Origin of the sequence: Methanoregula sp., from assembly GCF_049510175.1 — an archaeon.
Lineage (GTDB): Archaea > Halobacteriota > Methanomicrobia > Methanomicrobiales > Methanospirillaceae > Methanoregula.
Genome location: NZ_JBEKZF010000008.1, coordinates 1 through 26,293 on the forward strand (window position 1 = coordinate 1; position 26,293 = coordinate 26,293).

General features: G+C 53.7%; 29 protein-coding genes and 1 tRNA gene. 20 read left to right on the forward strand and 10 right to left on the reverse strand.

Annotated elements, in window-relative coordinates; all coding sequences use genetic code 11:
* From ABSG49_RS10195 to ABSG49_RS10225, 7 genes are all read left to right on the forward strand, one after another.
* Positions 1-1,168 (forward strand): hypothetical protein (locus ABSG49_RS10195; RefSeq protein WP_424026023.1); only part of this gene is annotated, 1,168 nt, incomplete at its 5' end.
* A 315-nt stretch (positions 1,169-1,483) separates the two neighbouring features.
* Positions 1,484-1,557, forward strand: a tRNA-Phe gene (locus ABSG49_RS10200).
* A gap of 249 nt (positions 1,558-1,806) precedes the next feature.
* Entirely contained in the window at positions 1,807-3,783 is a 1,977-nt protein-coding gene (locus ABSG49_RS10205; RefSeq protein WP_424026024.1) for a cation:proton antiporter, read from the forward strand.
* A 185-nt stretch (positions 3,784-3,968) separates the two neighbouring features.
* The gene (locus tag ABSG49_RS10210; protein ID WP_424026025.1) at positions 3,969-5,864 is read left to right on the forward strand and encodes a propionyl-CoA synthetase; all 1,896 of its coding nucleotides are present in this window, start codon (positions 3,969-3,971) and stop codon (positions 5,862-5,864) included.
* A gap of 95 nt (positions 5,865-5,959) precedes the next feature.
* Positions 5,960-6,358 carry a GerW family sporulation protein gene (locus ABSG49_RS10215; RefSeq protein WP_424026026.1) on the forward strand — a complete coding sequence of 133 codons (399 nt, stop codon included), beginning with the start codon at positions 5,960-5,962 and terminating at the stop codon, positions 6,356-6,358.
* A 41-nt stretch (positions 6,359-6,399) separates the two neighbouring features.
* Positions 6,400-7,059, forward strand: coding sequence for a DUF2953 domain-containing protein (locus ABSG49_RS10220; RefSeq protein WP_424026027.1), 660 nt, complete (start codon positions 6,400-6,402; stop codon positions 7,057-7,059).
* Positions 7,056-7,271, forward strand: coding sequence for a hypothetical protein (locus ABSG49_RS10225; protein ID WP_424026028.1), 216 nt, complete (start codon positions 7,056-7,058; stop codon positions 7,269-7,271). Before ABSG49_RS10220 ends, ABSG49_RS10225 begins: the two co-directional genes overlap by 4 nt.
* 71 nt (positions 7,272-7,342) lie before the next feature.
* On the opposite strand, the gene ABSG49_RS10230 is transcribed toward ABSG49_RS10225, so the two are convergent.
* Positions 7,343-7,741, reverse strand: coding sequence for a nuclear transport factor 2 family protein (locus ABSG49_RS10230; RefSeq protein WP_424026029.1), 399 nt, complete (start codon positions 7,739-7,741; stop codon positions 7,343-7,345).
* A 188-nt stretch (positions 7,742-7,929) separates the two neighbouring features.
* Between ABSG49_RS10230 and ABSG49_RS10235 the strand changes: the two genes are divergently transcribed.
* From ABSG49_RS10235 to ABSG49_RS10260, 6 genes are all read left to right on the forward strand, one after another.
* On the forward strand, positions 7,930-8,244 hold the full coding sequence (locus ABSG49_RS10235; protein ID WP_424026030.1) for a hypothetical protein: 315 nt from the start codon (positions 7,930-7,932) through the stop codon (positions 8,242-8,244).
* 255 nt (positions 8,245-8,499) lie between these two features.
* Positions 8,500-8,787, forward strand: a complete 288-nt coding sequence (locus ABSG49_RS10240) for a hypothetical protein (protein WP_424026031.1) — start codon at positions 8,500-8,502, stop codon at positions 8,785-8,787.
* Positions 8,788-8,823: 36 nt separating this feature from the next.
* Complete coding sequence (locus ABSG49_RS10245; protein ID WP_424026032.1) at positions 8,824-9,636, forward strand: hypothetical protein; 813 nt, start codon at positions 8,824-8,826, stop codon at positions 9,634-9,636.
* Between the two features lie 373 nt (positions 9,637-10,009).
* Positions 10,010-10,693 carry a 2,5-diamino-6-(ribosylamino)-4(3H)-pyrimidinone 5'-phosphate reductase gene (locus ABSG49_RS10250; RefSeq protein ID WP_424026033.1) on the forward strand — a complete coding sequence of 228 codons (684 nt, stop codon included), beginning with the start codon at positions 10,010-10,012 and terminating at the stop codon, positions 10,691-10,693.
* Positions 10,694-10,868: 175 nt separating this feature from the next.
* Complete coding sequence (locus ABSG49_RS10255) at positions 10,869-12,062, forward strand: SLC13 family permease (protein WP_424026114.1); 1,194 nt, start codon at positions 10,869-10,871, stop codon at positions 12,060-12,062.
* 219 nt (positions 12,063-12,281) lie between these two features.
* Positions 12,282-12,404 (forward strand): hypothetical protein, encoded by a 123-nt coding sequence (locus ABSG49_RS10260; RefSeq protein ID WP_424026034.1) that lies wholly within the window; start codon positions 12,282-12,284, stop codon positions 12,402-12,404.
* 95 nt (positions 12,405-12,499) lie between these two features.
* Here the strand turns inward: ABSG49_RS10260 and ABSG49_RS10265 are convergent, their stop codons facing one another.
* Together ABSG49_RS10265 and ABSG49_RS10270 are read right to left on the reverse strand one after the other, a co-directional pair.
* Entirely contained in the window at positions 12,500-12,790 is a 291-nt protein-coding gene (locus tag ABSG49_RS10265; protein WP_424026035.1) for a hypothetical protein, read from the reverse strand.
* A 99-nt stretch (positions 12,791-12,889) separates the two neighbouring features.
* Entirely contained in the window at positions 12,890-13,213 is a 324-nt protein-coding gene (locus tag ABSG49_RS10270; RefSeq protein ID WP_424026036.1) for a hypothetical protein, read from the reverse strand.
* A gap of 46 nt (positions 13,214-13,259) precedes the next feature.
* Between ABSG49_RS10270 and ABSG49_RS10275 the strand changes: the two genes are divergently transcribed.
* From ABSG49_RS10275 to ABSG49_RS10305, 7 genes are all read left to right on the forward strand, one after another.
* Complete coding sequence (locus tag ABSG49_RS10275) at positions 13,260-15,686, forward strand: heavy metal translocating P-type ATPase (RefSeq protein ID WP_424026037.1); 2,427 nt, start codon at positions 13,260-13,262, stop codon at positions 15,684-15,686.
* Positions 15,687-15,698: 12 nt separating this feature from the next.
* Positions 15,699-15,839, forward strand: coding sequence for a YHS domain-containing protein (locus ABSG49_RS10280; protein ID WP_424026038.1), 141 nt, complete (start codon positions 15,699-15,701; stop codon positions 15,837-15,839).
* A gap of 143 nt (positions 15,840-15,982) precedes the next feature.
* Positions 15,983-16,585, forward strand: a complete 603-nt coding sequence (locus ABSG49_RS10285) for a DUF2179 domain-containing protein (protein WP_424026039.1) — start codon at positions 15,983-15,985, stop codon at positions 16,583-16,585.
* Between the two features lie 185 nt (positions 16,586-16,770).
* Positions 16,771-17,259 carry a ferritin gene (locus tag ABSG49_RS10290; protein ID WP_424026040.1) on the forward strand — a complete coding sequence of 163 codons (489 nt, stop codon included), beginning with the start codon at positions 16,771-16,773 and terminating at the stop codon, positions 17,257-17,259.
* Positions 17,260-17,307: 48 nt separating this feature from the next.
* The gene (locus ABSG49_RS10295; RefSeq protein ID WP_424026041.1) at positions 17,308-18,684 is read left to right on the forward strand and encodes a response regulator; all 1,377 of its coding nucleotides are present in this window, start codon (positions 17,308-17,310) and stop codon (positions 18,682-18,684) included.
* A gap of 59 nt (positions 18,685-18,743) precedes the next feature.
* Positions 18,744-19,850 carry a DUF362 domain-containing protein gene (locus ABSG49_RS10300; protein WP_424026042.1) on the forward strand — a complete coding sequence of 369 codons (1,107 nt, stop codon included), beginning with the start codon at positions 18,744-18,746 and terminating at the stop codon, positions 19,848-19,850.
* A gap of 229 nt (positions 19,851-20,079) precedes the next feature.
* Positions 20,080-21,669, forward strand: a complete 1,590-nt coding sequence (locus ABSG49_RS10305) for an FMN-binding glutamate synthase family protein (RefSeq protein WP_424026043.1) — start codon at positions 20,080-20,082, stop codon at positions 21,667-21,669.
* A gap of 143 nt (positions 21,670-21,812) precedes the next feature.
* Here the strand turns inward: ABSG49_RS10305 and ABSG49_RS10310 are convergent, their stop codons facing one another.
* The 7 genes from ABSG49_RS10310 to ABSG49_RS10340 all read right to left on the reverse strand — a co-directional run bounded on the left by ABSG49_RS10310 (position 21,813) and on the right by ABSG49_RS10340 (position 25,919).
* Entirely contained in the window at positions 21,813-22,172 is a 360-nt protein-coding gene (locus ABSG49_RS10310) for a hypothetical protein (protein ID WP_424026044.1), read from the reverse strand.
* Positions 22,173-22,516: 344 nt separating this feature from the next.
* Positions 22,517-22,954, reverse strand: coding sequence for a P-II family nitrogen regulator (locus tag ABSG49_RS10315; RefSeq protein WP_424026045.1), 438 nt, complete (start codon positions 22,952-22,954; stop codon positions 22,517-22,519).
* A 16-nt stretch (positions 22,955-22,970) separates the two neighbouring features.
* Positions 22,971-23,306, reverse strand: a complete 336-nt coding sequence (locus ABSG49_RS10320) for a P-II family nitrogen regulator (protein WP_424026046.1) — start codon at positions 23,304-23,306, stop codon at positions 22,971-22,973.
* A 36-nt stretch (positions 23,307-23,342) separates the two neighbouring features.
* The gene (locus tag ABSG49_RS10325; RefSeq protein ID WP_424026047.1) at positions 23,343-23,762 is read right to left on the reverse strand and encodes a P-II family nitrogen regulator; all 420 of its coding nucleotides are present in this window, start codon (positions 23,760-23,762) and stop codon (positions 23,343-23,345) included.
* Positions 23,763-23,769: 7 nt separating this feature from the next.
* Entirely contained in the window at positions 23,770-24,117 is a 348-nt protein-coding gene (locus ABSG49_RS10330) for a P-II family nitrogen regulator (protein WP_424026048.1), read from the reverse strand.
* Between the two features lie 251 nt (positions 24,118-24,368).
* Complete coding sequence (locus ABSG49_RS10335; protein ID WP_424026049.1) at positions 24,369-24,698, reverse strand: P-II family nitrogen regulator; 330 nt, start codon at positions 24,696-24,698, stop codon at positions 24,369-24,371.
* A gap of 15 nt (positions 24,699-24,713) precedes the next feature.
* Entirely contained in the window at positions 24,714-25,919 is a 1,206-nt protein-coding gene (locus ABSG49_RS10340; protein ID WP_424026050.1) for an ammonium transporter, read from the reverse strand.
* Between the last annotated feature and the right edge of the window lie 374 nt (positions 25,920-26,293).

Consider the following 26,293-nt stretch of genomic DNA (forward strand, 5'->3'; position numbering starts at 1 on the left):
GCAGCTGAAACCGGCAATCACGTCGATTACACCAGCGACCGGGTTCCGGAACCGGACCCTGACGGTCGCGCTGGCCGGTTCCAACTTCCAGGTCGGCACCGGCTCGAACGTCTCGTTCTTCAACCAGACGTATTTCACTACGACTGGCACCCGCGTGTATGCGAGTATCACGAGTGTGATGTCGACCGGCATCATGGCCCGGGTCTTCTTCCCGGACGATGCACCGGTCGGTCCGAACAGCTGGCTCGTCAACGTCACCACCGTTGACGGCGGCACCAGCACCACGAACTGCTGGTTCACGCTCCTGCAACCCGTGCCGACGATTACCGGCAGCATCACGCCCCTGACCGGCGTGCGGACAAGCACCGTCACGTTCACGCTCTCCGGCACCAACTTCCAGCCCGGTGCCGGGAACACCACGGTCACGCTCTTCAATACGACGTATCCCGGGGTCATCACGGCCCAACTGGGAAGTGTGACGCCGACCGCGATCGCTGGGAACTTCACGATACCGGCCGATGCAGCCTTCGGGAAATGGTTTGCCAACGTCACCACCGCTGACGGCGGCACAAGTATCTCTCCGGTCACGTTCTCAGTCATAAAACCGCCCGTCCCCATCATCTACTCCATCACGCCCATTGCCGGGTACCCGAACATCACGGTTTCCTATACCCTTAAAGGCGCCAACTTCCAGCCAGGATTGACCGCCATCGATATCAGCAACTCGACCTATGGTGAGATCAACACTACCATCTACTACATCACGCCAACCCTCATCATCGGCGGCATCCAGATCCCCGCAAACGCCCCCACCGGCCCATGGAAACTTAACGCTACCACCGATGGCGGCAAAGCCTGGTCCGCATTCTCGGTGAATACACTGCCGGTACCGAAGATCACCTCCTTTGTTCCTTCGCCCGTGTATCGAGACACCACGGTCACCTTCATCCTGAACGGGAACTACTTCCAGCCCGGTGGGCGCACGACCGTCAACCTGATCAATTCCACGGGCTATAATATCACCACCACCCTCTCCGCAGTCTACTCGACAGCCATCACCGGCACGGCAACCATACCACCCACCGCCACACCCGGCCTGTGGAAAGTGAACGTTACAACTGTCGACGGGGGCGAAGGGACAAAAACCAGTGCCGTCACCATACTTTAGGATAATTTCCTTTTTTTGGAAGTGAATCCATCGTTTCCTTACCGGTAGAGTTGCCATCAGGAGGCTGCGGCTACACAAGACCTGCCACCGGGATCATCTGCACATTCGATGAAGTCCCCCTTCATAATGTTCCGTCCTGTACACAACACACGTGGTTTATGCACGTGCCGAGGAGGTGTTTCGGAATATTCGATATTTCCTTCCAGGATCCTTGCCCAGAACAAGGATAGCGACTCTCATCCAAGTGGCTCATCCTTCCAATCCAGAGATCGACCGGATCATTTATTAGTCAAAAGTGACAACATTTGTATTCCTGCCCTAGTAGCTCAGCTTGGGAGAGCGCCAGACTGAAGATCTGGTTGTCGCCTGTTCAAATCAGGCCTGGGGCACTTTTTTATTTTTCTGAATCTTGCATTTCGGCATATCACCGTAGCGAGACCGTCAGGATTAAAAAAGATGTATAATCACTCTTCACAAAAGATAACCAGAACGTTTCCCCGGGTGATTCGCCGGCTCATGATCACGGGTATTAGGGATTACAGGCAAAAACGGGCCCGGCGCGCCGCATCTCATAAAGTATAATATCCGGCTTGTTGTTACCTCTATATCGGTATCCGGTTAATCCGGAGGATTCTCTTATGGACCTGATGCTTGCCGGTGTAAGTATCCTGATACTCGCAGTCCTCCTCCTGTACATTGGCCAGCGCCTGAAGATCCCCAGCATTGTTAGTTTTCTTATCATAGGCATGCTGGTCGGACCATACAGCTTCGGGATCATCACCAACCAGGCAGCCATCGACACGTTCGGCGATATCGGGATCATGCTGCTCCTCTTCACGATCGGTCTTGAATTCTCGTTCCAGAAACTCATGCGCTCGTGGCAGACGGTAATCATCGGCGGCACCGTCCAGGTCTGCGTCACGATTGCTGCCATTACCCTCCTCTCCGGGTATGCCGGCATGCCCTTCAACGAAGCGCTGATCTTCGGGTTCATCGTCTCCCTCTCCAGCACGGCCATTGTCATGAGGATCCTGCAGGAGAAAGGCGAGGTGGATACCCTCCGGGGCAGGACCCTCCTCGGGATCCTCATCTTCCAGGACCTCGCGATCATCCCGATGATGCTCATCGCCCCCCTTCTCGTGGGGAGCAGGGGTCCCGACATGAACGCGCTCCCCCTCCAGGTGGGAAAAGTCGCACTTATCCTCATCATCATCATTGTCATGGCCCGCTGGGTGATTCCGGCGTTTCTCTTCCGGGTGGCCAGGGAGAAAAACCGCGAGCTCTTCCTGATCACCCTTGCCGGTATCTGTATTCTCATCGCATGGCTGACGAGCGAGGCCGGGCTCTCGTTCACGCTCGGGGCGTTCATAGCCGGGCTCATCATCGGGGAGTCCGATTACAATATCAATGCACTGGGCCACATCATACCGTTCCGGGATGTCTTTGCCGGTATCTTCTTTCTCTCGATCGGCATGCTCCTGAACACGCGGACGGTTTTTACCGATTTCTCTTACGTGGCCATGATCGTGATCATCATCATTGTCGTAAAGATCCTCACGGGCGTTCTTTCCGCCTCGGTGCTCGGGATGCCCGCCCGGGTCTGCATCTTTTCGGGCTTTGCACTCTGCCAGATCGGGGAGTTCTCCTTTGTCCTGGCGAAGAACGGTCTCGACACCGCGCTCATCCCGGTAGGGGTCTACCAGGTCTTCCTTGCCGGGGCGATTATCACGATGGCCCTGACCCCCTTTGCCATGAATGCTGCACCAAGAGTGGTTGACCTCCTCTACCGGATCCTGCCGGGCAGGTTTTTCCGCAACAGGGAGGAACCCGCAGAGGAACGGGAAGAGGAACTGTCTGATCATCTCATCATCGCCGGCTACGGCATCACCGGAAAGACTGTTGCACGGGCAGCCATCATCGCCGGGATTCCTTACATGGTCATCGAGCTGAATCCGGAGATCATCCAGAAGGAGCGATCCACCTTCCGCCCCCATTTCATGTTCGGGGATGCAGTACAGGCAGAAGTACTGGAACATGCCGGTATCCGCCGGGCACGGTCACTGGTCATCGTGATCTCCGAAGAGGACGCCATCCCCCGGATTATCAAAACGGCACGGCAGCTTGCGCCGGGTGTGCATATTCTTGCACGGACACGTCATGTGCGGAATGCCCGGTATCTGCTGGAACTGGGTGCTGACGAGGTGATCTCGGAAGAGTTCGAGGCTTCGCTGGAGATCTTTTCCCGTGCACTCAGGAAATACCAGATCCCTGAAGAAGAGATTGGCTACATTATCAAAAAAGTCAAAAAGATCGGCACGAGCATGTTTTCGAAGAGTACCGATGGGGAAGCAGATCTGGAAGATCCCAGGATCATCTTCAGCAACCGGCACGTGCACACGTTCGTCATCGAACCCGGGTCTCACGCGGAAGGGAAGACGATCGGCGATCTGGAACTTCCCACCCGTTTTGGCATATCGCATTTCGGAATTCGCAGCGGGGGGAAGACCACCAGCCGGATCCAGCCCTCCCGGAAGCTGCTGGCAGGAGAAGTCTTTATCACATTCATCACTGATGAGACCGCTGCGGAGATCGGCCACCTCTTCTCATCAGAATAGTGGAACTTATTTTTCCGGTTCTACAGCACATTCCTTAACCCTCTTCGGTATCTGCTTCACACTGCACCACTTTCCTATACCAAAGGAGGGGAACTGCACCACATCGGGGAATTCCTGGTGCACTTATGGGAAAAAATAAGACTTCCCACTTCCATCTTCTTGTACATACGACGGGGGCATGGTGCATGAGTGGCGAGCATGAGCGGGCCCATCAGGAAGCATCAGTAAATCCTGAGGGATTTTGGGGGAAGGCAGCGGAAAAGGTACACTGGTACAGGAAATACGACCGGGTTCTCAACCGTGATAACCCCCCATTCTTCCGCTGGTTTGAGGGGGCGATCCTCAATTCATGTTACCACGCGCTCGATTATCATGTGGAGAACGGAAAAAAGGATGATGTTGCCCTGATTTATGACAGCCCGGTTACCAATACCGTAAAAAAATACACCTATGGCGAACTCCTGGATCTCGTTGCCCGGTGTGCCGGCGGATTAGCAGAACTCGGAGTGAAAAAGGGCGACCGGGTAGTCATCTACATGCCGATGATACCGGAAGCGGTGATCGCCATGCTTGCGTGTGCACGGATCGGTGCAGTCCATTCTGTGGTCTTTGGGGGTTTTGCCGCCCGTGAGCTCGCGACCCGGATCGAGGATGCACAACCCCGGGTGATCGTATCTGCTTCCTGCGGGATCGAAGTGACCCGGATCATTCCCTATAAACCCCTGCTCGATGCGGCTGTTGACCTGTGCACCCATAAACCGGACGCGTGCGTCATTGTCCAGCGCCCGCAATCCCCCTCACAGCTGAAAGAGGGGAGGGACGTGGCGTGGGATACCATCATGAATGCTGCACCGGTAGGCTGTGTGCCGGTTGCCGCAACGGACCCGCTCTACCTCCTCTACACTTCGGGGACTACCGGAAAACCCAAAGGGGTACTCCGGGACAATGGCGGTCATCTCGTTGCCCTGCTCTGGAGCATGCCGAATATTTATGGTATGCACCCCGGCGAGGTCTACTGGGCTGCGTCCGATATCGGCTGGGTGGTCGGACATTCGTACATCGTCTATGGCCCGCTCTTCTATGGCTGCACGACTATTCTCTACGAGGGGAAATCCGTCGGCACTCCCGATGCCGGTGCCTTCTGGCGGGTGATCGCACAGCACAGCGTTTCTGTCCTCTTCTGTGCCCCAACCGCATTCCGTGCAATACGCAAAGAGGACCCGGACGGGAATTTTATCCGGAAATACGATCTTACAAAATTCCGGATGCTCTTCCTGGCGGGGGAACGCTGTGACCCGGACACGCTTATCTGGGCACAGTCCCAGCTCAAAGTCCCTGTCATCGACCACTGGTGGCAGACCGAGACCGGCTGGGCGATCGGGGCAGACTGTGCCGGTCTCGAACTGCTCCCGGTAAAACCCGGCTCCTGCACAAAACCCGTACCGGGCTATGATGTCCGGGTTCTGGACGCACAGGGAAACGATGTCCCCCGCAGGGAGACCGGTAATATTGTCGTGAAACTGCCGCTTCCGCCCGGCTGTTTTGTGACCCTGTACAACAACGACGCGGATTACGTCAAGACGTACTTCTCCGCGTACACGGGGTATTACCTGACCTCCGATGCCGGGTTCCTTGACGAAGACGGCTATCTCTGGATTATGGGGAGGACGGATGATATCATCAATATTGCCGGGCACCGCCTCTCAACCGGTGCCATGGAAGAGGTCCTGGCATCCCACCCGGATGTGGCAGAATGTGCCGTGGCCGGTGTCCACGATCCGGTAAAAGGTGAAGTACCTCTGGGATTTGTTGTCGTAAAGGCCGGTGTGACCAAAACACCGGACCAGCTCGAGCCGGAACTCATCAGATTAGTCCGGCAGAAGATCGGGCCCATCGCCTCCTTCAAGGCGGCTGCGGTCGTCAAGCGTCTGCCCAAGACCAGGTCGGGAAAGATCCTGCGGGGCACGATCAAGAAGATCGCAGACGGAACCCCGTATACTGTGCCGGCGACCATTGACGATCCGGCCATCCTTGACGAAATTACCGATACACTGCACGGCATGGGATACCCGAAGCGGTAATCCGGACAGTGCAGTACGATCGTGTGAGCGCCCTGGTCCCGCGCCTGCTGACGGGTTAAAATAGGGGAACGATGATAAATTCACCGGTGAAGTCTATGTCAAACGAACAGATGCTCAAAGAGACCGCTTCAGAGCTGAAGGAGTTTCTCTCGTCCAAGAATGTGATGGGTGAACCGGTTGATTTCGGCGACAAACTGGTGGTCCCGGTCGCACGCTACGGTTTCGGGTTTGGTGCCGGGGGCAACCATACAAAGGATGGCGGGGGACAGGGTTCCGGCGCAGGCGGCGGAATTGAACCGGTTGCGCTCGTCATTCTCCACAAAGACGTAAAAGGACCTGAAGGTGTCCAGGTCATGTCATTAAAGAAGGACAGCCAGATCGCCCAGGTGATCTCTGCTCTCAGTGAGTCGCTGGCACCGCAACTGATCGAGGCCATCAAGACCCTGACCCAGAACAAGACAACGGATGCAAAAGAGAAGAAGGAAGAGCTCTGATCATTTCCCAAATTTTTTTTATGGACGACCTCCTCATCCCGATGTTTATACTTTTCTCACTTCTTGTCCCGCTCATGGCTCTGGCCCTCCTGCTCTACGCGATCCCGGTCAGGGCCACAGTCACGCTGGTATGGCGGGAGGACCAGCAGGAACAGGCAACGATGATCTCATGGGGCATTGCGGGTATCCGGTCTTCCGGTAACGGTACCGGGAGGAAAACCGAATTACTCATCGCAGGCCGCACAGTGCTCTCGCATACCGGACCTCGGGAGACCAAGGGCGGGAAGATTGCCCCGGCTCAGACACCAGATCCTGCTGGTGCACTGAAGATCGACGAGATCATCCCTATCGTGCAGAGAATTCTCGGGCCGGTCGGGTCGTTCGGCTCCGCGTTCTGGAACGAGAGCCGGTTCGAGGACGCCTGTGGCACGGTGACGCTCGGGCTTGGCGACCCGATGCTGACCGGCGAGATCTGCGGGTATTACTGGGCATCCCGGTTCATACTCCAGGCATCCCGTGTGTATATCGGACTGGAGCCGGTCTTCGACCGGCTGGTCTTCGGGCTGGACATCACCGCAAGGGTAAAAGTCAGGCACCCACTCCTCATCGTGATTGCAGGCCTGGAGCTGGCCCGTGACCCGTCAGTGAAAGACGCCATGCACAGGGTGAGGGAGAGGAACCGGGGGGTTGCCGGCGCATGAACACAGAACTGCGGTTGCAGCAGCCGCAATTCTTCGGGAACCGTACCATCATCCCGGTGGTCAGCAGCGTTTCCCTCTGCCTTGAACACGGCATGATGGGGTCTGTCCGGCCGGTGGCACTCCTCATTGGGGAGGATGGGAAGTGGGGAATCGCCTTACTCGAAGGGGATTCTGTGGTTGCGCTGCTGGAAAAACTTGTCCTGCCGGCCTGAACGGCCTGGATCCCCGTAGGAAAACTTCAACTATCCTGACCACCGTTCCCAGCAGTGCGGGAACAGGCAGATCAGCTCACCGGTTGTATCTCCCAGACCGTTAGCCGGTACCGTTTTTCAGTCCGGGCATAGATGGCAGTTACGTTAAAGTTACCTTCGATCCGACTCCCGTTCACGGTGAGCGCTTCGTGGCACTGGTAACTGATGACCGCGGAATCCGGTCCGGTGATCCGGAGAGTGGGCTCCCCGATCGTAAACCCGTGCAGGGTAAGGGACGGGAACAACCGGTCGAGCACCCCGGTTTTGTCAAACCGGCCAAGGCTATTGATCTCCACGAAGTCCGGGGAGAGCAGGGCTTCAAGCGCCCGCCGGTCTTTCCGGAGCCATGCATCTGCCCGGGCATGCTCCAGCACGAGGAGCAGGTTTTTGAGCTGCCCGGGGTCCCTGTCGGGGGGTACAGTATCGGCCATTTCAGGTCACGATCTCCAGTAAGGTGTCGGGGACTGTTACCGGAAATGACCGGTAGTCCCACATAACAACGCTTGTGTACTGCCTGGTAATTAAATCCTCGGGATGCACCTGCGGCAATACAAAAAAGATCGTTATTTTAACCTGCGATGATAACGTTCTGGTACCGATTACCGAAGGATGTGACACCATGGGACTGTTCGACGATCTGGACGCGGCGATGAAGAAAGTGGAGGGGGAGATCAACAAGGCCGAACTGGACAAACAGGTAAAAGACCTCGACTTGGGAATGAATAAGACCGGCCACGAGATCTCGGCCGAGATCAAAAAGTCAAAGGACTCACCGCCGCAAAAAGCCTCTGCACCGGCACCGGCATCCGCCAGCAGTGCCGGTGCCCGCTCACCGCACCCGGGCTATGCAAAGATCCACGGCGTGGGTGAAGAGGACCTGGGGCAGCCGGATCAACACGGTCTCCGATCCGAACCGGAAGACACCCGGACTTGAGCAGGTGGCGGCTGAATCGTGCTCGGGACTTTCTCAAAAAACAAGGAACGGGTTCCTTACCTATCTCAAAAGCCAGAACTACGAGCAGCTCCTCAAATAATCCCAAATGACTGATCCCTACCGCCATTTTTACCAGTATTATCCCCGGATCTTTCTGCCATCACCGATCTCACCCACCGCCACTTCCGCATCCTCCTCCCCCAGGGAAGATTCCTTAAAATCCGCGACCGCATCCACACCGAAGCGGCCCTCCAGATGTGGCTCATCCGGTACCGGCCATACGATGGGTATTATTCCACCAGCTGCTGGCTTGTACCGGAGAACCTCGGGCGGCGCGAGAGAACGCCGGTCTCGGACAACATATTCCTCTCATCCGATATCGTGTTCGATATCGACCGGTCGCCGTTCTCGTTTTTCACTCTCGATCAGGCCCGGGAAGACGCACTGAACCTGCTGGATTTCTGTCACGATCATAACCTGCCGGTAAAATACATCGCATTCTCCGGCAGCAAGGGATTCCATATTGTCTGCCGGGACCGGTAACGGTATGACAACCCGGATCCGTTCGCCCGCGAAGACATGGCACGGGAAGTCAGGAGAGATCTCATCTCCCGGGTGCAGGCCGAAGGGCTTGCCTTCGATGAAAAGATCACGGCCGATACCCGGAGGATCCTCAGGGTGCCGGGCACCATCAATTCAAAGACCGGGTTTGCCTGTACCCGGCTCACCGCAGCTCAGCTGGAGCAGCCGGCACACGAAATTCTTAAATATATTCCCCGGGCAGATCATGGTACCCCGTTGATCCCGCACGCGGGAGATGAAAGCCCTCTTCGAGGTTGCCGTATCATATCCTGGCTTTGTCACCGGTTCGGGGTGAGGTTAAAGCCAGTAACCCCGTTTACGTTTGCAATGTTCCTCATCAACGCAATCCCGGGCATTATGCGCCAGATCCCATTTTTTGATTATTCTCCCATGAGGGACGTGCAGAAGATCGTATCGGAACTTTCCGGCCTCCAGGAGACCTATGGCCTCTCCGACATCTACCTCTACCGGTCAGACATGGAGATTTCCGCGGTATGCTTCCGGACATTTCCTCTCCGCCGCCTCGAAAAGATTATCGGTGCTTCCGGATCACGGAATTTCGGGACGCTGCTGAAATACAAACAGCTGTTCCTGCGTGTTGGGGAGGAGCGGGACATAAATCAGGGAGTGTGTGCAGGTACGCCTACGTACCTGATGACCATACACGCTCCTGACCGGAACAACGAACATTTTGTGAGCCTGCCCCATTGCCGGTTTTTCTCCGGATGCAGTACTCCGGTGTGCCAGTACCGGCGACAGCATGGAACAGGCGACGTGTTCCTGACGCACACTGTTATCGAGAGGGGATAATAGTTCCTTATGTGCCGGGGAATCGTTCAAGTCCGGCCTTAAGTTCGGGTATCGACACGGGTTTTTGGAGGATATCCAGGAACGGATTGTTTAACGGGGCAATCTTTTTTTCCACAGCAGGAGATGCCGTAAACAGGAGTACCGGAAGATTCGGACACGTTATCTCCTCTATCCGGTTTGCCCATGTGATGCTCTTTTTATTTTAACAGTTACTAAAAGGCCCGGCTATTATTGCCGGTATATGACGGACGCTTCTTACACGGCAGGGATTTCCCCTGGGGACATGAGCAGAACGGCTGGTAACGTTCCCTCGATCGCGTGATATGCACAATCAGTGGGTTGATATAACTGGCGAAGCAACGATCGATGGGATATGCGACCTCATGTCATTGTCAACGTAGCGATGAGCGCCGATGGCAAGCTCTCCACCCGCGAGCGCCGGCAGGTGGTGATCTCCGGGGTCCAGGACTTCAACCGCGTCGACCGTCTCAAAGCCGGCAGCGATGCGGTCATGGTCGGGATCGGTACGGTCCTCGCTGATGACCCTTCGCTTACCGTGAAGGCAGAGGAGTGCCGGAATAACCGGATCCGACGGGGCACCAACGAACAGCCGATCAGGATCGTTGTCGACAGCATGGCCCGTATTCCTCCCAATGCATCGGTGCTCCAGAAAGGTACGGGCCAGCGGATCGTTGCCGTATCGAAACAGGCCGATGCGGAAAAGGTTGCACAGCTCAGGAAACTCGCCACCGTGATTGAAGCCGGGGCGGACCGGGTCGATCTTGAGAGTCTCATGGATGAACTGGGCGAAATGGGGATTCAACGAGTCCTGGTGGAGGGAGGCGGGACACTCATCGCCGGTCTGATCGCTGCCGGATTGATCGACGAGATCTATACGTTCATCGGCAACATCGTGATTGGCGGAAAAGATGCGCCGACACTCGCAGACGGAGAGGGATTTTCCCTTGAGTCGGAGTTCTGCCGGCTTACCCTCATCGAGGTCCATAAACTCGAACAGGGCGTTCTCCTGCACTGGGCTGTGGACCATTCGACATGATTCTCTTTTTAACGATCACTTTTTTTCAGGCAATACTTGAGATCCGGAAACAAACCATTCTCATCTCGCCGTCTCTCCGGTTATACCGTGGTAAATACCAATCCTCATCATAGGGAAATGCAAGAGATCCTGTACGTATATCCCCATCATCGTACTTGCCGCGGTCTTCCTCCTTATTGCGGTCCGTCAGGTCGGCAGGTTCAACCTCAAGATCTGGCAGATCATGCTGGGCGGAGCAGTGGCCGTACTGGTCACCGGGCAGATCTCGTTACCGGATGCCTTCCATGCCATTAATATCGACGTGATGCTCTTCCTCTTCGGCATGTTTGTTGTCGGCGAAGCACTGGTATCGAGCGGGTACCTCTCCTGCATCGCCCACCGGTTTTTCATCCATGCAAAAAATGCCGATCAGGTTGTCCTGTGCGTCCTCTTTGGCATGGGCATCCTCTCAGCGCTGCTGATGAACGATACCCTTGCCGTCATCGGCACACCGCTTGTCCTCGGTCTTGCAGCCGACCGCCGGATTTCCCCAAGACTCCTGCTGCTCGCCCTCGCGTTCGCCATCACCACGGGGAGCGTGATGAGCCCGATCGGCAACCCGCAGAATCTGCTCATCGCCATCAATGCCGGCATGGTCTCGCCATTTGTCACGTTCGGCATATGCCTTGCGGTACCGACCCTCATCAGCCTTGCCGTTGCATATGCGGTACTGAGATGGTCTTACAAGACGGAATTTTTGCCCCGCACCTATGAGACGACGCCGGTTCCTTCCTGCGATGACCAGCTCACGATCCTCGCAAAGATATCCCTTGCGATCATCCTGCTGCTGGCATGTGTCAATATCATCGCATCACTCCTCTTCGGTTCCATGGTCGTAACCTTATCCCTGATCGCGATCTGTGCTGCACTTCCCGTCCTGCTCTTCTCTCCGAAACGGTGTGCCATTCTCCGTACGATCGACTGGTGCACGCTCATCTTCTTCGCCGCGATGTTTGTCCTGATGGAAAGCGTCTGGCAGACCGGTGTGTTCCAGTCGTTTGTCAGCACGGGGATGCTCACATCGGTCCCGCTGCTGCTTGGCACGAGCGTACTGTTCAGCCAGTTCATCTCCAATGTCCCGTTCGTCGCGCTGTTCCAGCCGCTCGTCCTCAAGGCCGGCAGCGGCACGGCGCAGGTGATGGCGCTTGCGGCCGGGAGCACGATTGCCGGCAACCTCACGATCCTTGGCGCTGCAAGCAACGTGATCATCATCCAGAACGCGGAGAAGCAGGGTTCGACTCTCACCTTTTTTGAATTCATAAAAGTCGGGCTCCCGCTGACCGTGATCCAGATCCTGATCTTTGCCGGATGGCTGGCGTTGGTGGGGTAGGCGGGGGAGTTCGATTAGCCGGAGGCCGGTTTGTTATTTTTAAAAAAGATCATTGCGATGCCCGATGCCCGAAACGCCATGCAGGTTTCGCGCTACGCACTTACCTGTACGAAACTTTTGATCAGGTCCCTTGCCCAGCGAGGGCCCGACAGTCGCCCGAGCGACCCCCCTGCGGAGCAGGGAGGGGGAAGCATCCCGACGGGTAGTTGAAATGATGCCGTGCTGTCCGAAGAAATCCTCAAGCTGGTGAAGCAGTTCAACTATGTGCCGACAAAGAATGCGGATCAGAACGCGGCGGAACTTGTTGCGGCATACAGAAAATCTCTGGTGGATAAAGGATAATTATTTTAAAAAGATGCGATTATTTACCGCACTCGAAGAACTCTGATGAGTTCTTCTCATCCTCGTGGTTCTGATGAACCACTCGGAGTCTGCACTTATTTTATCGATTTGATCTTCTTGTCCATCTCGGATTTTGCCCGGTTCAGGATTTCATCAAAGGATTTCTGGATCTGGGCTGTGGTCTCTTTCATGGTCTTCTCGATGTGTTTCTTTCCTTCTTCCGTGGTCACTAGATCTCGGGTGACCTTCGCTGCCTCGTCCATTGCGGATATGACTGCCCGGGTCGCTGCTGCAATGCGTGCATCGATCTGGTCCTCATTTTTTTGCGGGGCCTCGGGTTCTTCCACCCAGAGCCCCTTTTCAAAGTGCCCCCTTTTTTCGGTCATAGGTATCTACTAATGTCTGTTTAAATTATCAATGTTTTCCGGTTCTTATGCCAGTATGGTTCGTAATCCGGGTCAATAAAAGGAGTCCAGGACACGGTTTCATGGATCCCGTTCATACCCGCCGGCTTTTCCATTCATCAATATTCTTGCAGTTGTGATCAAACGGCAACCGGTGTTTATCACAATAATACCGGTGACAATATTCACAGAAAAACGGGAGATATACCCGTTCCCCGCAGGCAGCACAGGTTTCGTAGAGGGGATACTCCTTTTTCCGGAAGAGTCTCGTAAAAAAGCAGGTAATGGAATCTCCAAGCCCCATGGGAAATCTGTTCGCTGCGCCGGGTGAAAAATATAATCCGGACCGATCAGATGAATCGCCCCGACCGTGTGCAGCACGTTTAAAGAATCTACCTTATTCATAACGATTATAATCCCGTAACCAAAGACACCACACAAGGAGAATTTCATGCCGGAGAAAAAAACAGCAGAATTGAAAATTTCAGGGATGCACTGCGCCACATGTGCCGTGAATATCGAAGAGTCCCTCTCGCAGGTCCGGGACGTGACAAAAGCGCAGGTAAATTTTGGGACCGAGAAAGCCCATGTGGAATTCGATCCGGCAAAGGTCACGCTCGGCACGCTGGAGAAGGCGGTGAAGGACGCGGGTTATGATGTGGTGAACGGCGAGGCCACTATCAAGGTCGGTGGCATGATGTGCGCCACCTGCGTGGAGACGATCGAATCTGCACTCAGGGCACTACCCGGGGTTGTCACGGCCACGGTGAACCTCGGTACCGAGAAAGCATATGTGACCTACAATCCCTCGCTCTCCGATATCCCCGACATGAAAAAAGCGATCGAGGACGCGGGCTACCAGTACCTCGGGATCTCGGGCGAGGTCAGCGAGGAGGCCGAGAAGGATGCACGGGAGAAAGACCTGCACGATAAGTTCATCCGCTTCACCATCGGTTTTGCCGTGAGCATCCCCCTGATGCTCGCAATGTACGTGCCGCTTTCCGTCTCCATGCAGACGCTGGCGTATATCATGCTCGTCATCTCAACACCGGTATTCGCATACGTAGCTTACCCGATCTTCCGGGCAGCATGGACATCGCTCCGGCACGGTTCCCTCTCCATGGACGTGATGTATGCCATGGGTACCGGTGTCGCATTTGTCGCGAGCGTGATGGGCACATTCGGGATTATCCTCACGCACGAGTTCATGTTCTACGATACGGCGATCATGCTCGCAGCGTTTCTTATGCTGGGCCGGTATCTTGAGGCTCAGGCAAAGGGCAGGACATCCGATGCGATCAAAAAGCTGGCAGGACTCCGGGTGAAGGTCGCAACGGTAGTCCGCGACGGGACCGAGCGGGAGATCCCGGTTGAAGATGTTGTACCCGGGGATCTCGTCATCGTAAAGCCCGGCGCGAAAGTCCCGGTCGATGGCGAAGTCATGGCGGGGGAAAGTTATGTCAATGAATCCATGATCACCGGTGAGCCGGTGCCTCCGCTGAAGGTCAAAGGCAGCCATGTGGTCGGAGGGACGCTGAACACGAACAGCGTGATCACGGTCAGGGCCACAAAAGTGGGAAAGGAAACGGTGCTTGCCCAGATCATTCAGCTGGTGGAAGATGCGCAGGGTTCAAAACCGCCGGTCCAGCGCATCGCGGATGTCGCTGTCACGTACTTCATCCCTGCAGTCCTCATCATCGCTGCCGGATCGTTCGTTCTCTGGTACTTCGTATTCCATGAAACGACCCTCTTCGCCCTGACCGCGCTCATCTCCGTTCTCGTGGTCGCCTGCCCCTGCGCACTGGGCCTTGCCACACCGACAGCTGTCACCGTCGGGGTGGGGCGCGGCGCAGAGCTCGGGATCCTGATCCGGAACGGCGAGGCGCTGGAAGTTGCCGGGAAGGTCACCATGGTGGTATTCGACAAGACCGGGACGCTGACGAAAGGAACACCCGAAGTGACGGATATGATACCGGTCGGCATTTCGGCGGAGACGCTCCTCGCACTGGCCGCCAGTGTCGAGAAGAACTCCCAGCACCCGCTGGCCGTTGCGGTGGTAAAAGCGGCGCAGGAGCGCGGTATAAAAACAGAGACTACCGGAACATTCGATACCTTCGGGGGAAGAGGCGTTTCGGCTACCGTGCTGGATGAGATCGTGCTTATCGGTAACCGGGCATTCCTCAAGGAAAAATCCGTGATCATCCCTGCGGAGATCGAATCCCATATCACCGCACTCGAACAGGAGGGAAAGACGGCGGTTCTCGTGGCCGCAGGGGGCGGGATTTCGGGGATCATCGCAATCGCCGATACCCTCAAGGCCACGACAAAAGATGCCATTGCCGGACTCCGTGAAATGGGAATCGGCGTCGCGATGATCACCGGGGACAACCGACGGACTGCCGATGCGATCGCCCGTCAGATCGGGATTGAGCGGGTTATCGCCGAGGTGCTGCCCCAGGATAAGGAAGCGGAAGTGAAAGCGCTGCAGGCTAAAGGGGAGGTCGTTGCATTTGTCGGTGACGGGATCAACGATGCTCCCGCGCTGGCACAAGCCGATGTAGGTATCGCAATCGGCAGCGGTACGGATGTCGCCATTGAAAGCGGTGATATTGTCCTGATCCGTGATGACCTGCTCGATGCGGTGGCCGCGATCCAGCTCTCAAAGAAAGTGATGGGCCGGATCAAGGGCAATATTTTCTGGGCGTTTGCCTACAATGCGGCACTGATCCCGGTAGCAGCCGGCGTTCTCTACCCATCGTTTGGTATTACGTTCAAGCCGGAACTTGCCGCCCTGGCGATGGCCGCCAGTTCGGTGACCGTGGTCTCCCTCTCGCTCCTGCTGAAAAAGTATATACCCGAAGCGAAGAAAGGCAGATAACTGAGGTGCCGGATGGCGATCGATCCAATCTGCAAAATGACCGTGGATGAGAAGACTGCAAAGTTCACGAGCGAATACAAGGGGAAGAAGTATTATTTCTGTGCCCCGGGGTGCAAGAAGAAATTTGATGCCGACCCGCAGAAGTATGTCTGATCAAACCGGGCAGATTTTTCCGCGCGATCCCTTTTATTTCCCCTAAATTTACGTATTTTTCCGATTTCCGGATAATATTCATATAGAAATAATCTGCAACATTTCTCCACTCAATACCAACAATCCGCTAAAAAGGCGAAAATATGTCGTTTTACCTTATTAGTCCTGAACTGTATTCCTGGTTCATCCTTCCTCTCCTGATCTTCCTTGCCCGTATCGGCGATGTCAGCATGGAGACGATCCGGGTCATTTACATCTCAAGAGGGATCAAGTACCTCGCGCCGTTCATTGCTTTTTTTGAGATTGTGATCTGGCTGCTTGCCATGGAAGTGGTGATGAGTGATCTTTCCAACATCGCCAATTTCTTTGCATATGCATTCGGTTTTGCCACGGGAACCTATGTCGGGCTCGTCATTGAGGAGAGACTTTCCATCGGCATGGTCATCATGCGCATTGTCACCACCGAAGAGTCAAACGATGAGATTGTCTCATTCCTCGAATCGGAACATTTCGGGGTTACGTACCTGGATGCCAGAGGAGCCCGGGGAAATGTCAGGATGATCATTTCACTCGTCAATCGTGCTGATGTCCCGCGGATTACCTCGCATATCGAGACCACGAATCCCCATGCATTTTTCTCGATCGAGGATGTCCGGTACGTGAACCAGGGCGTGTTCCGGCCCAAACAGCCCATTACGATTACCGGCATTTTCAATTCACTCATCCATCCGCGGAAAAAGAAATAATTTTTCTTTGCCACTGACGAAGGATAAGGATTTTTTAAAGATGCATCGGTGTCAACGGCGCTCATAATTGTTGTTACCGTAAGAGATATGAGCGGGCTCTGATAACCGCGACACGAGAACTGAGATGCCGTAATCGAAAGCATTATCAGAAGAAAAACCAATGCTGACTCAAACGGAGGATCCTGATGATTTCAAAAACGATGGAAGCCGCATTAAACAAACAGATAAACCGTGAGTTTTATTCTGCGTTCCTGTACCTTTCGATGTCCGCATATTTTGAGACCGTGAACCTGAAGGGGTTTGCGAAATGGATGCGGGTGCAGGCAAAGGAGGAACGGGCACACGCTGTAAAAATTTACGATTATATGATCGCACGCGGGGGACGGGTATCCCTTGAAGCCATCGAGGCACCCAAGGTAAAATGGGCCTCCGCAGATAAAGTTTTCGAAGAAGCGTATGCCCATGAGCAGAAAGTCACCGGCATGATCAATGCTCTTGTCGATCTCGCAATAAAGGAAAAGGATCATGCCACATTTGAGATGTTACAGTGGTTTGTGAAAGAGCAGGTGGAGGAGGAAGAGCAGACAAGCGAGATCCTCGCCCAGATCAAAATTCTCGGGGATGTGATCGGTCATCTCTTCTTCCTTGATCATCAGCTCGCAAAGCGGGAATGATCCCGTAATCTTTTTCCTTTTATAAGTGTTCATCTCATTAGGTACCTGATGCACTCTGTTCTCGTCATAGATGATGAAAAACTGTTATTGGATGCAACACGTTTGTTTCTTGAAAGGGTCGGCAATATGCAAGTACGGACCGCATCTTCGTCGAAGGAAGCGCTTGGTATCCTGGCCTCCTCCACATTTGACGCCATCGTTGTTGACTATTACCTTCCGGAAATTACCGGCATCGAGTTGCTGAAAATCCTTCGTGCAAAAGGAGACACCACGCCGGTGATTATGTTTACCGGGGTGGGAAGAGAGAATGCTGCAATTGAAGCACTTAATAACGGTGCAGACTTTTTCTTAAAAAAAGGTGACAGCCCCTCGACCGAATTCCGTGAACTCGTCCACATGATTAACCGGGCGGTCGAACGCCGGTTTGTAGGCAGATCCCTGGGGATCTCCGATAAAGTCCTCTCTGATGCCATAAATTTTTTCCAGGAAGCTGCATTCGCTATCGATCGCGAAGGCAAGGTAATTGCGTGGAACCAGGCGATGGCAGAATTCACCGGGATCGATCAGAAAGATATGATCGGTAAAAGGGATGGCGCATATTCAGTTCCTCTCTTAGGACACAAGGCACCGGTGCTCGTGGATCTGATCTTTGAAAAGGACGAGACGATTGCCAGGAACGGGTTCATGATCATCAGTAAGGATCAGGGGCTGCTGTCAGCCTGGACCAAAGTAGTGGGAGATGATGGTGAACAAAAAGTAGTATGGATGAAAGCCATGGCACTCTATGATGCCAAAGGAACATTTATTGCGGCAATCACCATGGTCAGGGATGTCACCGGCGAATTGGGCGAGGAACTCCTGCGGCAGACTAAAATTGTTCCGGCACCAGCACCTGCTCATGAAAGTCCGGCGAATACGCAGGGAAGCATGTTCAACAAACTTTTCGGGAAGGCCAAATCGAGTCACAAGGAGGGCCTTTTCCTGTCTTTCCGTGAAGGAAAATACCAGGAGGCCATCCCCTTTTTTACGCGTGCTATCGAGATGGATCCTTCGTTTGCCTATGCATGGCTTGATCGGGGTACCTGCCTGAGGGAACTGGGTAAGGATGATGAGGCTCACAGGGATTTCGACAAGGCTGCTGATTTGCTGCCCAATGACGAAGAAGTGCTCTACAACCGGGCAGATCTCCTCAAAAAAATAGGAATATTACGGGGACAGAAGAATACCATCGGATCGGCAGTCGAAGCATTCAACAGGGTACTTGAAATCAACCCGAACCATGCCTGGGCCTGGAATGGTCTTGGCATCTGCATGAAAGAACTGGGAAAAGATGAAACGGCCAGACAGTATTTCGACCGTTCAAATGAACTTATCCGGACGGGAAAAGCCCGGTACAAAAAACGGAACCTTGCCGCACTGGTCTGACAGGAAACCGATACATTATACATCATTGGTGTCAACATTTCCGCTGGGGAATGGATACCATGAACAGCCCTGTTTATTTTGCCAGCCACCGTGCCTATTCCGATCACGAATGTACAACGGAAAAAGTGCGACGGCTTTTTGATCGTGCCGGGTTTCCAGAACTCATTGCACCGAAGGATAAAACCGCAATCAAGCTCCATTTCGGTGAGACGGGCAATGACGGATTCATCAGCCCGGTCTATGTCCGGCAGGTCGTGGAAAAGGTAAGGGAGTGTAAAGCCCTTCCCTTTCTGACCGATACGAACACGCTGTACTTAGGCAGCCGCTCAAATGCTGTCGAGCATATCGGCACTGCCATTTTGCACGGGTTCGATTTTGCGGTTACCGGGGCACCGGTCATTATTGCGGATGGCCTCAACGGGAAAAACATCCGCAGAGTCACTATTGATAAAAAGCATTTCTCTGAAGTCTCCATTGCCGGGGACATCGCCGCAGCGGACAGCCTGATCGTGCTGAGCCATTTCAAGGGCCACATCGTCGCCGGGTTCGGCGGGGCTATCAAGAACCTTGCCATGGGGTGTGCTCCACCTGAGGGAAAGAGGACACAGCACAACGCCCGCCCGTTTACGATACCGGAAAAATGCACTGGCTGTGCATCCTGCATGAAGGTCTGCCCGAAATCCGCAATCAGTGTGAAGAAAAAAAAGTCCGTCATCGACCTTGAACTCTGTATCGGCTGTTTCGAGTGCATGCACGCCTGCCCGGAACATGCCATCGACATCGACTGGGAGACCGAGATCCCTCAATTTATGGAGCGGATGGTCGAACATGCGTTCGGGGCAGTTCAGGGGAAAGAGAACAAGATCGGGTACATGAATTTCCTGATCCGGATCACGCCGGACTGTGACTGCTTCCCCTTTAGTGATGCCCCCATGGTGCCGGATATCGGTATCCTTGCATCGAAGGATCCGGTGGCCATTGATGCAGCAAGTTTCGATCTCGTGAACCAGCAGCTGGGGTACACGGATTCGCTGCTCACTGCGCATCACCAAAAAGGAGGGGACAAGTTCAAGGGCGTCCATGCACAGACTGACGGATACCGGCAGGTACGGTATGCTGATGAGATCGGGATGGGAAGCAGAAAGTACGATCTCATAAAAATCTGATTTTTTGAAAAAAACAGGATTTTTCATTTTTTTCAGGGTTTTTCCTAAAAATTTGGGTGGAAATATGATTTCATCATCAATCCAGGTCGAGAGGATTATTAGATGGCGGAGGACAAGCACTTATTAGCGAAGGGGTTATAATTAACGTCAGTTTGAGATGATGTATCCACTCAAACATATCCTTCGTGTTTAACGATCGAATTTCTGGTAATTTCCATGGAGTGTCTTCATGAATCTTAGACAGCCGAATGCTAACGAAGCAACGGGGACCGTGAACCGCTCTCGGGATGTTGTGCCGTATTCCGGCATCTGTACCCGGTGCCTCGACGGATGTAAAGGGAGCTGTGAGATCTGGTTATCCTCGTTCCGTGGCAGGGAAGTTCTGTATCCCGGTCCGTTCGGTGAACTCACTGCCGGCGCAGGAAAGAATTACCCCATCGACTATTCCCACCTCAATATCCAGGGATACGCAGAGGGGGCAAAAGGCCTTCCCGAAGGCACCGATATCGGCCCGGACTCAGCAGTTTTTTCCTCTGCTGACACCGAGACGGGGTATGGCTGGGACAACAAAGTCAGGATGAAAATCCCGATCTTTACCGGTGCCCTTGGTTCTACTGAGATTGCAAGGGTTAACTGGGAGCACTTAGCCGTCGGTGCGGCAATCTCGGGCATCACCATTGTGTGTGGGGAGAACGTCTGTGGTGGCGACCCGGGTTTAAAACTCGACAGTAATCACAAGGTCGCGGAATCTCCCGAAATGGACCGTCGTATCAATATCTACAGGAAATTCCATGACGGGTATGGTGAGATGCTCGTCCAGATGAACGTCGAGGATACCCGGCTTGGCGTAGCGGAGTACGTTGCAAGCAAGCATAACCTCGACACCATCGAGCTCAAGTGGGGACAAGGAGCAAAGTGCATCGGCGGCGAGATCAAGGTCAAATCATTGGAAGGTGCAATCGATCTCAGAAAACGCGGTTACATCGTTCTCCCTGATCCAACCGTACCGGAGAACCAGACGGCCTTCAGAGCCGGCGCAATCAGGGAATTCGAACGCCACTCCCGGCTCGGCTTTATTTCCAAGGAAGGTTTCCTTGAGGAGATCGACCGTCTCCGCGATATCGGCTTCAAGCGGATTACATTAAAAACAGGTGCATACTCCATGGTCGAACTCGCAATGGCTCTCAGGTACAGCTCGGAAGCCGGGATTGACCTCCTTACGATTGATGGTGCCGGTGGAGGAACCGGCATGAGCCCGTGGCCGATGATGAACGAGTGGGGCATCCCGTCATTCTACCTCCATTCACTGGCATATGAGTTTGCCGAAAAACTTACAAAGAAAGGCATGCGGGTCCCGGATCTCGCATTCGCCGGAGGATTCTCCGATGAGCCCGGTGTCTTCAAGGCGCTTGCGATGGGCAGCCCGTATGTCAAGGCAGTTTGCATGGGCCGAGGCCTCATGATCCCGGCGATGGTCGGCAAGAATATCGATAAGTGGCTCAAGACGGGAGACGTACCCAAGTCCGTGTCGAAGTATGGTAATACTATCGGGGAGATCTTTGTCTGCTATGAAGAACTCAAGGCCAAATATGGCCCCCGCATACAGGAGATCCCCATGGGCGCAGTCGGCATCTACACCTACACATCGAAATTCCGGACCGGCCTCCAGCAGCTCATGGCAGGAAGCAGGAACTTCCGGCTATCAACCATAACCCGTGGAGATTTGATGGCCTTGACTGAGGAAGCAGCCGGTGTCTCCGGTATCGAATATGTGATGAGCGCACGGTACGATGAGGCGATGGGTCAGTTACTCGACTGATACTGACATATCATAGTACGTTTACGTCTGCACCGGGATTATCCCGGTACATCTTTTTTTAAGGAACCGGTTCTGGAGAAATGGACCTAGGGGATATTACTTAAAGAGGTACGGAATGATAGCAACACAACGGGTGTAATATTCTACTTCACACACATGACCTGCAGTTTCTTTTTAATCTCCACTGAGATTTGGTAAAATCCAGGCAACGTGAAAAAACGCGTGTCCTGATCTATCGCTTCCCGGATATCCTTATCTGATATTCCGTCCTGCCCGGGGTCCAGGATTTCGTGGAACAACACCGGACCGCTGCTTGGTGTTATCCTACATAAGCAGCGCCATTCGTAACCCGCCCGGATGTAATAATACGATGATCCGATCATCGGACTTTGAGAGTTCTGAAGTTGCTTTAGGATCAGATCATACGGAGGTTCTGATTTGTTGAGCATAATGTACCGTGGCGGCAGAGGGACAGCGCCGGTTTTTTCCTTTGCAATAGACATTATCCACCCTTCCATCGCTTGTCTGTCCGGCATATCCATCACAGGATTTTTGATAGTATTCACTACCTGTCGTGTAATGGAAGTGATGGACAGGTAAACGTACATTGAATTATTAATCCATATAGATAAATTTATGGAAGGAATAATCTTTCTTTAATTTAAATATATTTTCTTAAGATCAGCCATTATGGATATACTCAAAGGAATAGGATTTTTTTATAACATTCTTGGGGGTTTCGCCCCCGCCACTGCGGCAACTCCCTCTTGCAATATCTACGGAAAATCTGTCTACATTGATCTCTATCACTAATACACGGTTCGGGATTTCTACAACGCCAAAATTTTTATGATAGTGCCTTATTCCCGCGTTCCCCGGTTCTTATACGGACAGCATCGGTCATAGGGCAGACAAAGATCTTCCCGTCGCCCTGCTGTCCACTCCTGTTGATTTGAGTAAGAGTATCTACAATATGGGGTACTTCATCGTCATTGACCACTATCATGAGCATTTTTTTCGGAAGAAATCCCAGTTCAATTTCCTTTTGAACGGGAACATGGTATTTTGGATCATCGGCATCACTGATTATTCCACGCTGCTGCATGATGTAAACACCGACATCCTTTCGTACGGTGCTCTCTGGATCCGGTACCCGTATTGTTCCTCTCTGCCTTCCCCGCCCGATGACATTGGAAAATGTGATCCCTTTGACATCGATGGATTCAAGAGCACCCTTTGTTGGTTCTACATGATCAGTACGGATAATTGCAATGATCTCTTTCATACGTATCCGCTCTCCTTTATTTTTCGCCGGTCCTGATTGTATGGGATTCGTCAACATCGGTCACAAAGATCTTTCCATCGCCGGGATTTCCCGCGGCAGGATAGTCCTTTGTGCCGGTCCTTGCTGCTGTTTCAATCACCCTGACAGCTTTGGTCACAACGTCATCAGGAAGAACGATCATCAGCATTTCTTTTGGCATCTCCGTATACCGGACAGCCCCCTGGGTAATTCCCATCTCCTTGCCCCGCCCGGTGACATTCATTCGTGTCATGGCATAGATGCTATTTTTTTCCAGCGCTTCAATCACCCGTTGTGTGGATTCAGGTCTGATAATTGCACGAATTAATTTCATGGACATCCCTCCTTACAGAATCTGTTTTTTCTCGTTTCATGACAGTGCCTTGTCACCCAGTTCCCCTGTCCTGACCCGCATGGCACTGATCATCGGGCAGATGAAGATCTTCCCGTCTCCATGCCGGCCGGTCTGGTTGCTGTTCACGATTGCCTGGACAATCCGATTAACCTCCTCATCGTATGCAACGATAATAAGCATCCGTTTAGGTAGGAAACCAAAGGCGAACTCGGTGTCGTTATGAAGAAGCGACCCGGCACCTGGCCAGGTGCCAACAAGCTGCATCCGCATATTCCTGTTCAGGGATTCTCCCAGTTCCCGCACACTGACCCTGCCTTTCTGCTGACCACGGCCAGTGACATACAGGAACGTGACGCCTCTGACACCGATGGTTTCAAGGGCTTCTTTGGTATCTTCTACCCGGTCCTCCCGTAGGATAGCAATGATTAGCTTCATATCATTTTCAGGTCCCGCATGCCTTACCGGCAGTCCGGATCGCGAACGCATCGTCGACATAGGTGACGAAGATCTTCCCGTCCCCGATAGTACCTTCACCGGGTGTGCTCTTCGATGCAGTCTTCGCTTCGGTCCGGATGATCATGACCGTTTTTGCCACGTCGTTATCCGGCACCACAATCATCAGCATTTCCTTGGGAATTTCCGTATAGTGGACGGCCCCAAGGGTAATACCCATCTCCTTACCATGACCGGTTACGTGGAGGCGGGTTATTCCCCCGATCCCGGTGATATCGAGAGCTTTGATAACCCGTTGTGCTGACTCCGGCCGTATTATCGCCCAGATCATCTTCATCCTCTCACCTACGTTTTCCTCAGAACAACACAAGGCGGTTCTGAACTTCTCACGATGGGGGGCAACACGCGACGGTTTCTCTGTGAATTCCCGATCTGGATGAAAGAGTCCGACAAGGTACCGTACCCGTTCGTTTTTCGCATTTCATTCACCAATAATACCATGACATTCAAAAACCGGACAGGGGGTGGTGAACCCCCGTGCCGGCAGGGAAGAGATTGTGGAGGTGTGCTGGTGGATATATTTCCTGTTTAAACCTCCGTTTCTCCGGTGCGGATCCGGATCGCCTTCTCAACCGGGATGACGAAGATCTTCCCGTCGCCGAACTTCCCGGTACGGGCGGATTCTGTAAGGGTAGCGATCAGGCTATCGACATCCTTCTCTTTGACCACGATCTCGATCTGGAGCTTTGGCAGCATGTCGACATTCATCAGGCCTCCCCGGTACTCAAGGGTGATACCTTTCTGCTCGCCCCGTCCCCGGACATCAGTCACGATCATACTGATGAACCCCTTTTCTTCCAGCGCTTTCTTGACGAACTCGAATCGTTCCGGTTTGATGATTGTTTTGACCAGTTTCATGATGATCCCTCCGGATCAGCACCGCTCCCCGTGCTGCGAGATGTCGAGACCGACATATTCTTCTTCTTCCGATACGCGCAGCCCAAGCGTCTTGTCGACGATGACTGCGAGGATGTAGGTAATCACAAACGCGTAGACTACTGCAGCTCCCGCGCCCACGACCTGCGCAATGAACTGATGGACATTTCCTTCAAGGAGCCCTGATTTGCCGTTGATTGCTGCGGCAGCAAATATACCCGTTGCAAGCGCTCCCCAGAGACCGCCCATACCGTGGACTGCCCAGGCATCAAGGCTTTCGTCGACCCCTTTGCTCTGCCTCCAGAGCATGATACCGTAGCAAAGCGCTCCGGCCACGCCACCGATTACGATTGCTGCCATTGGCGTCACGTACCCGGCTGCAGGAGTGATCGCCACGAGTCCGGCCACCGCACCCGAGACAAACCCGAGCGAGCTTGGCTTGCCACCATGGGCCCACGAAACGAGCAGCCATACAATCGCAGCCGCTGCTGCCGCCGTATTAGTGGTAACGAATGCGACTGCTGCGAGGCCGTTTGCATCGACTGCACTGCCCGAGTTGAACCCGAACCAGCCGAACCAGAGCAGGGCAGCACCCAAGATGGACCAGGGTATATTTGCCGGTTCCATCCCGTACTTGCCATAGCCGACGCGTTTTCCGATCACGATGGCTAAAGCGAGTGCTGCAAACCCCGAGCTGATATGAACGACCGTTCCGCCGGCAAAATCGATCGCACCGAACGTCGATGACCAGCCGCCACCCCATACCCAATGGGCGAGCGGGTCATAGACAATCGTAGTCCAGAGCGCTGCAAAGACAAGGTATGAACTGAACTTGATCCGCTCGGCAAATCCCGAAGTCACGATGGCCATGGTCACTGTGGCAAAGACGAGCTGGAAGACCATGTACAGCAGTCCCGGAATGACCGGGCTGTACGGGCCTGGATCCATACCCACACTATTCAGTCCGAGGTACTGTAAGTTGCCGATGAACCCGCCAACATCCGGACCGAATGCAAGGGAGTACCCAATCAGCACCCACTGGATGCTGACGAGCGCAAAGGCAACGAACGACAGGGTGATCATGTCGATGAAGTTTTTCTTCCTGACAAGACCACCATAGAACAATCCTACGCCCGGCGTCATGATCATGACGAGCGCCGTTGAGGCGAGGATCCATGCTGTAGCTCCTGAATCAATAGGCATTCATTTCACCTGTGATACACAAGATTGGATTCGTGCAACTCCGGGGCGGTTGATCCCCGACTGGTGCCACGGACCTCATAGGCATGCCGGCATGAGACTGGAAAGGTAATACATTGATCCGGCATCTCCCGGAAAACGATACCTGCCTGCCTTCTGTCATTATGCCCATCTCCTGTTCATGATCTATTCGAAATTTTTTACAGATTATAGGAAAGAAGATTCGTTCCTATGTATTTAAATATTCCTAAATTGAACATACACCATAGTGCAGATCAGGCATCACGAAAAATGCCTATTTATTTGCACAAGCCTTAGCACCGATTCGGTGCGTTCGTATGTTGGATGGTGTTAGAATGGCACAAGCGAATAAACCA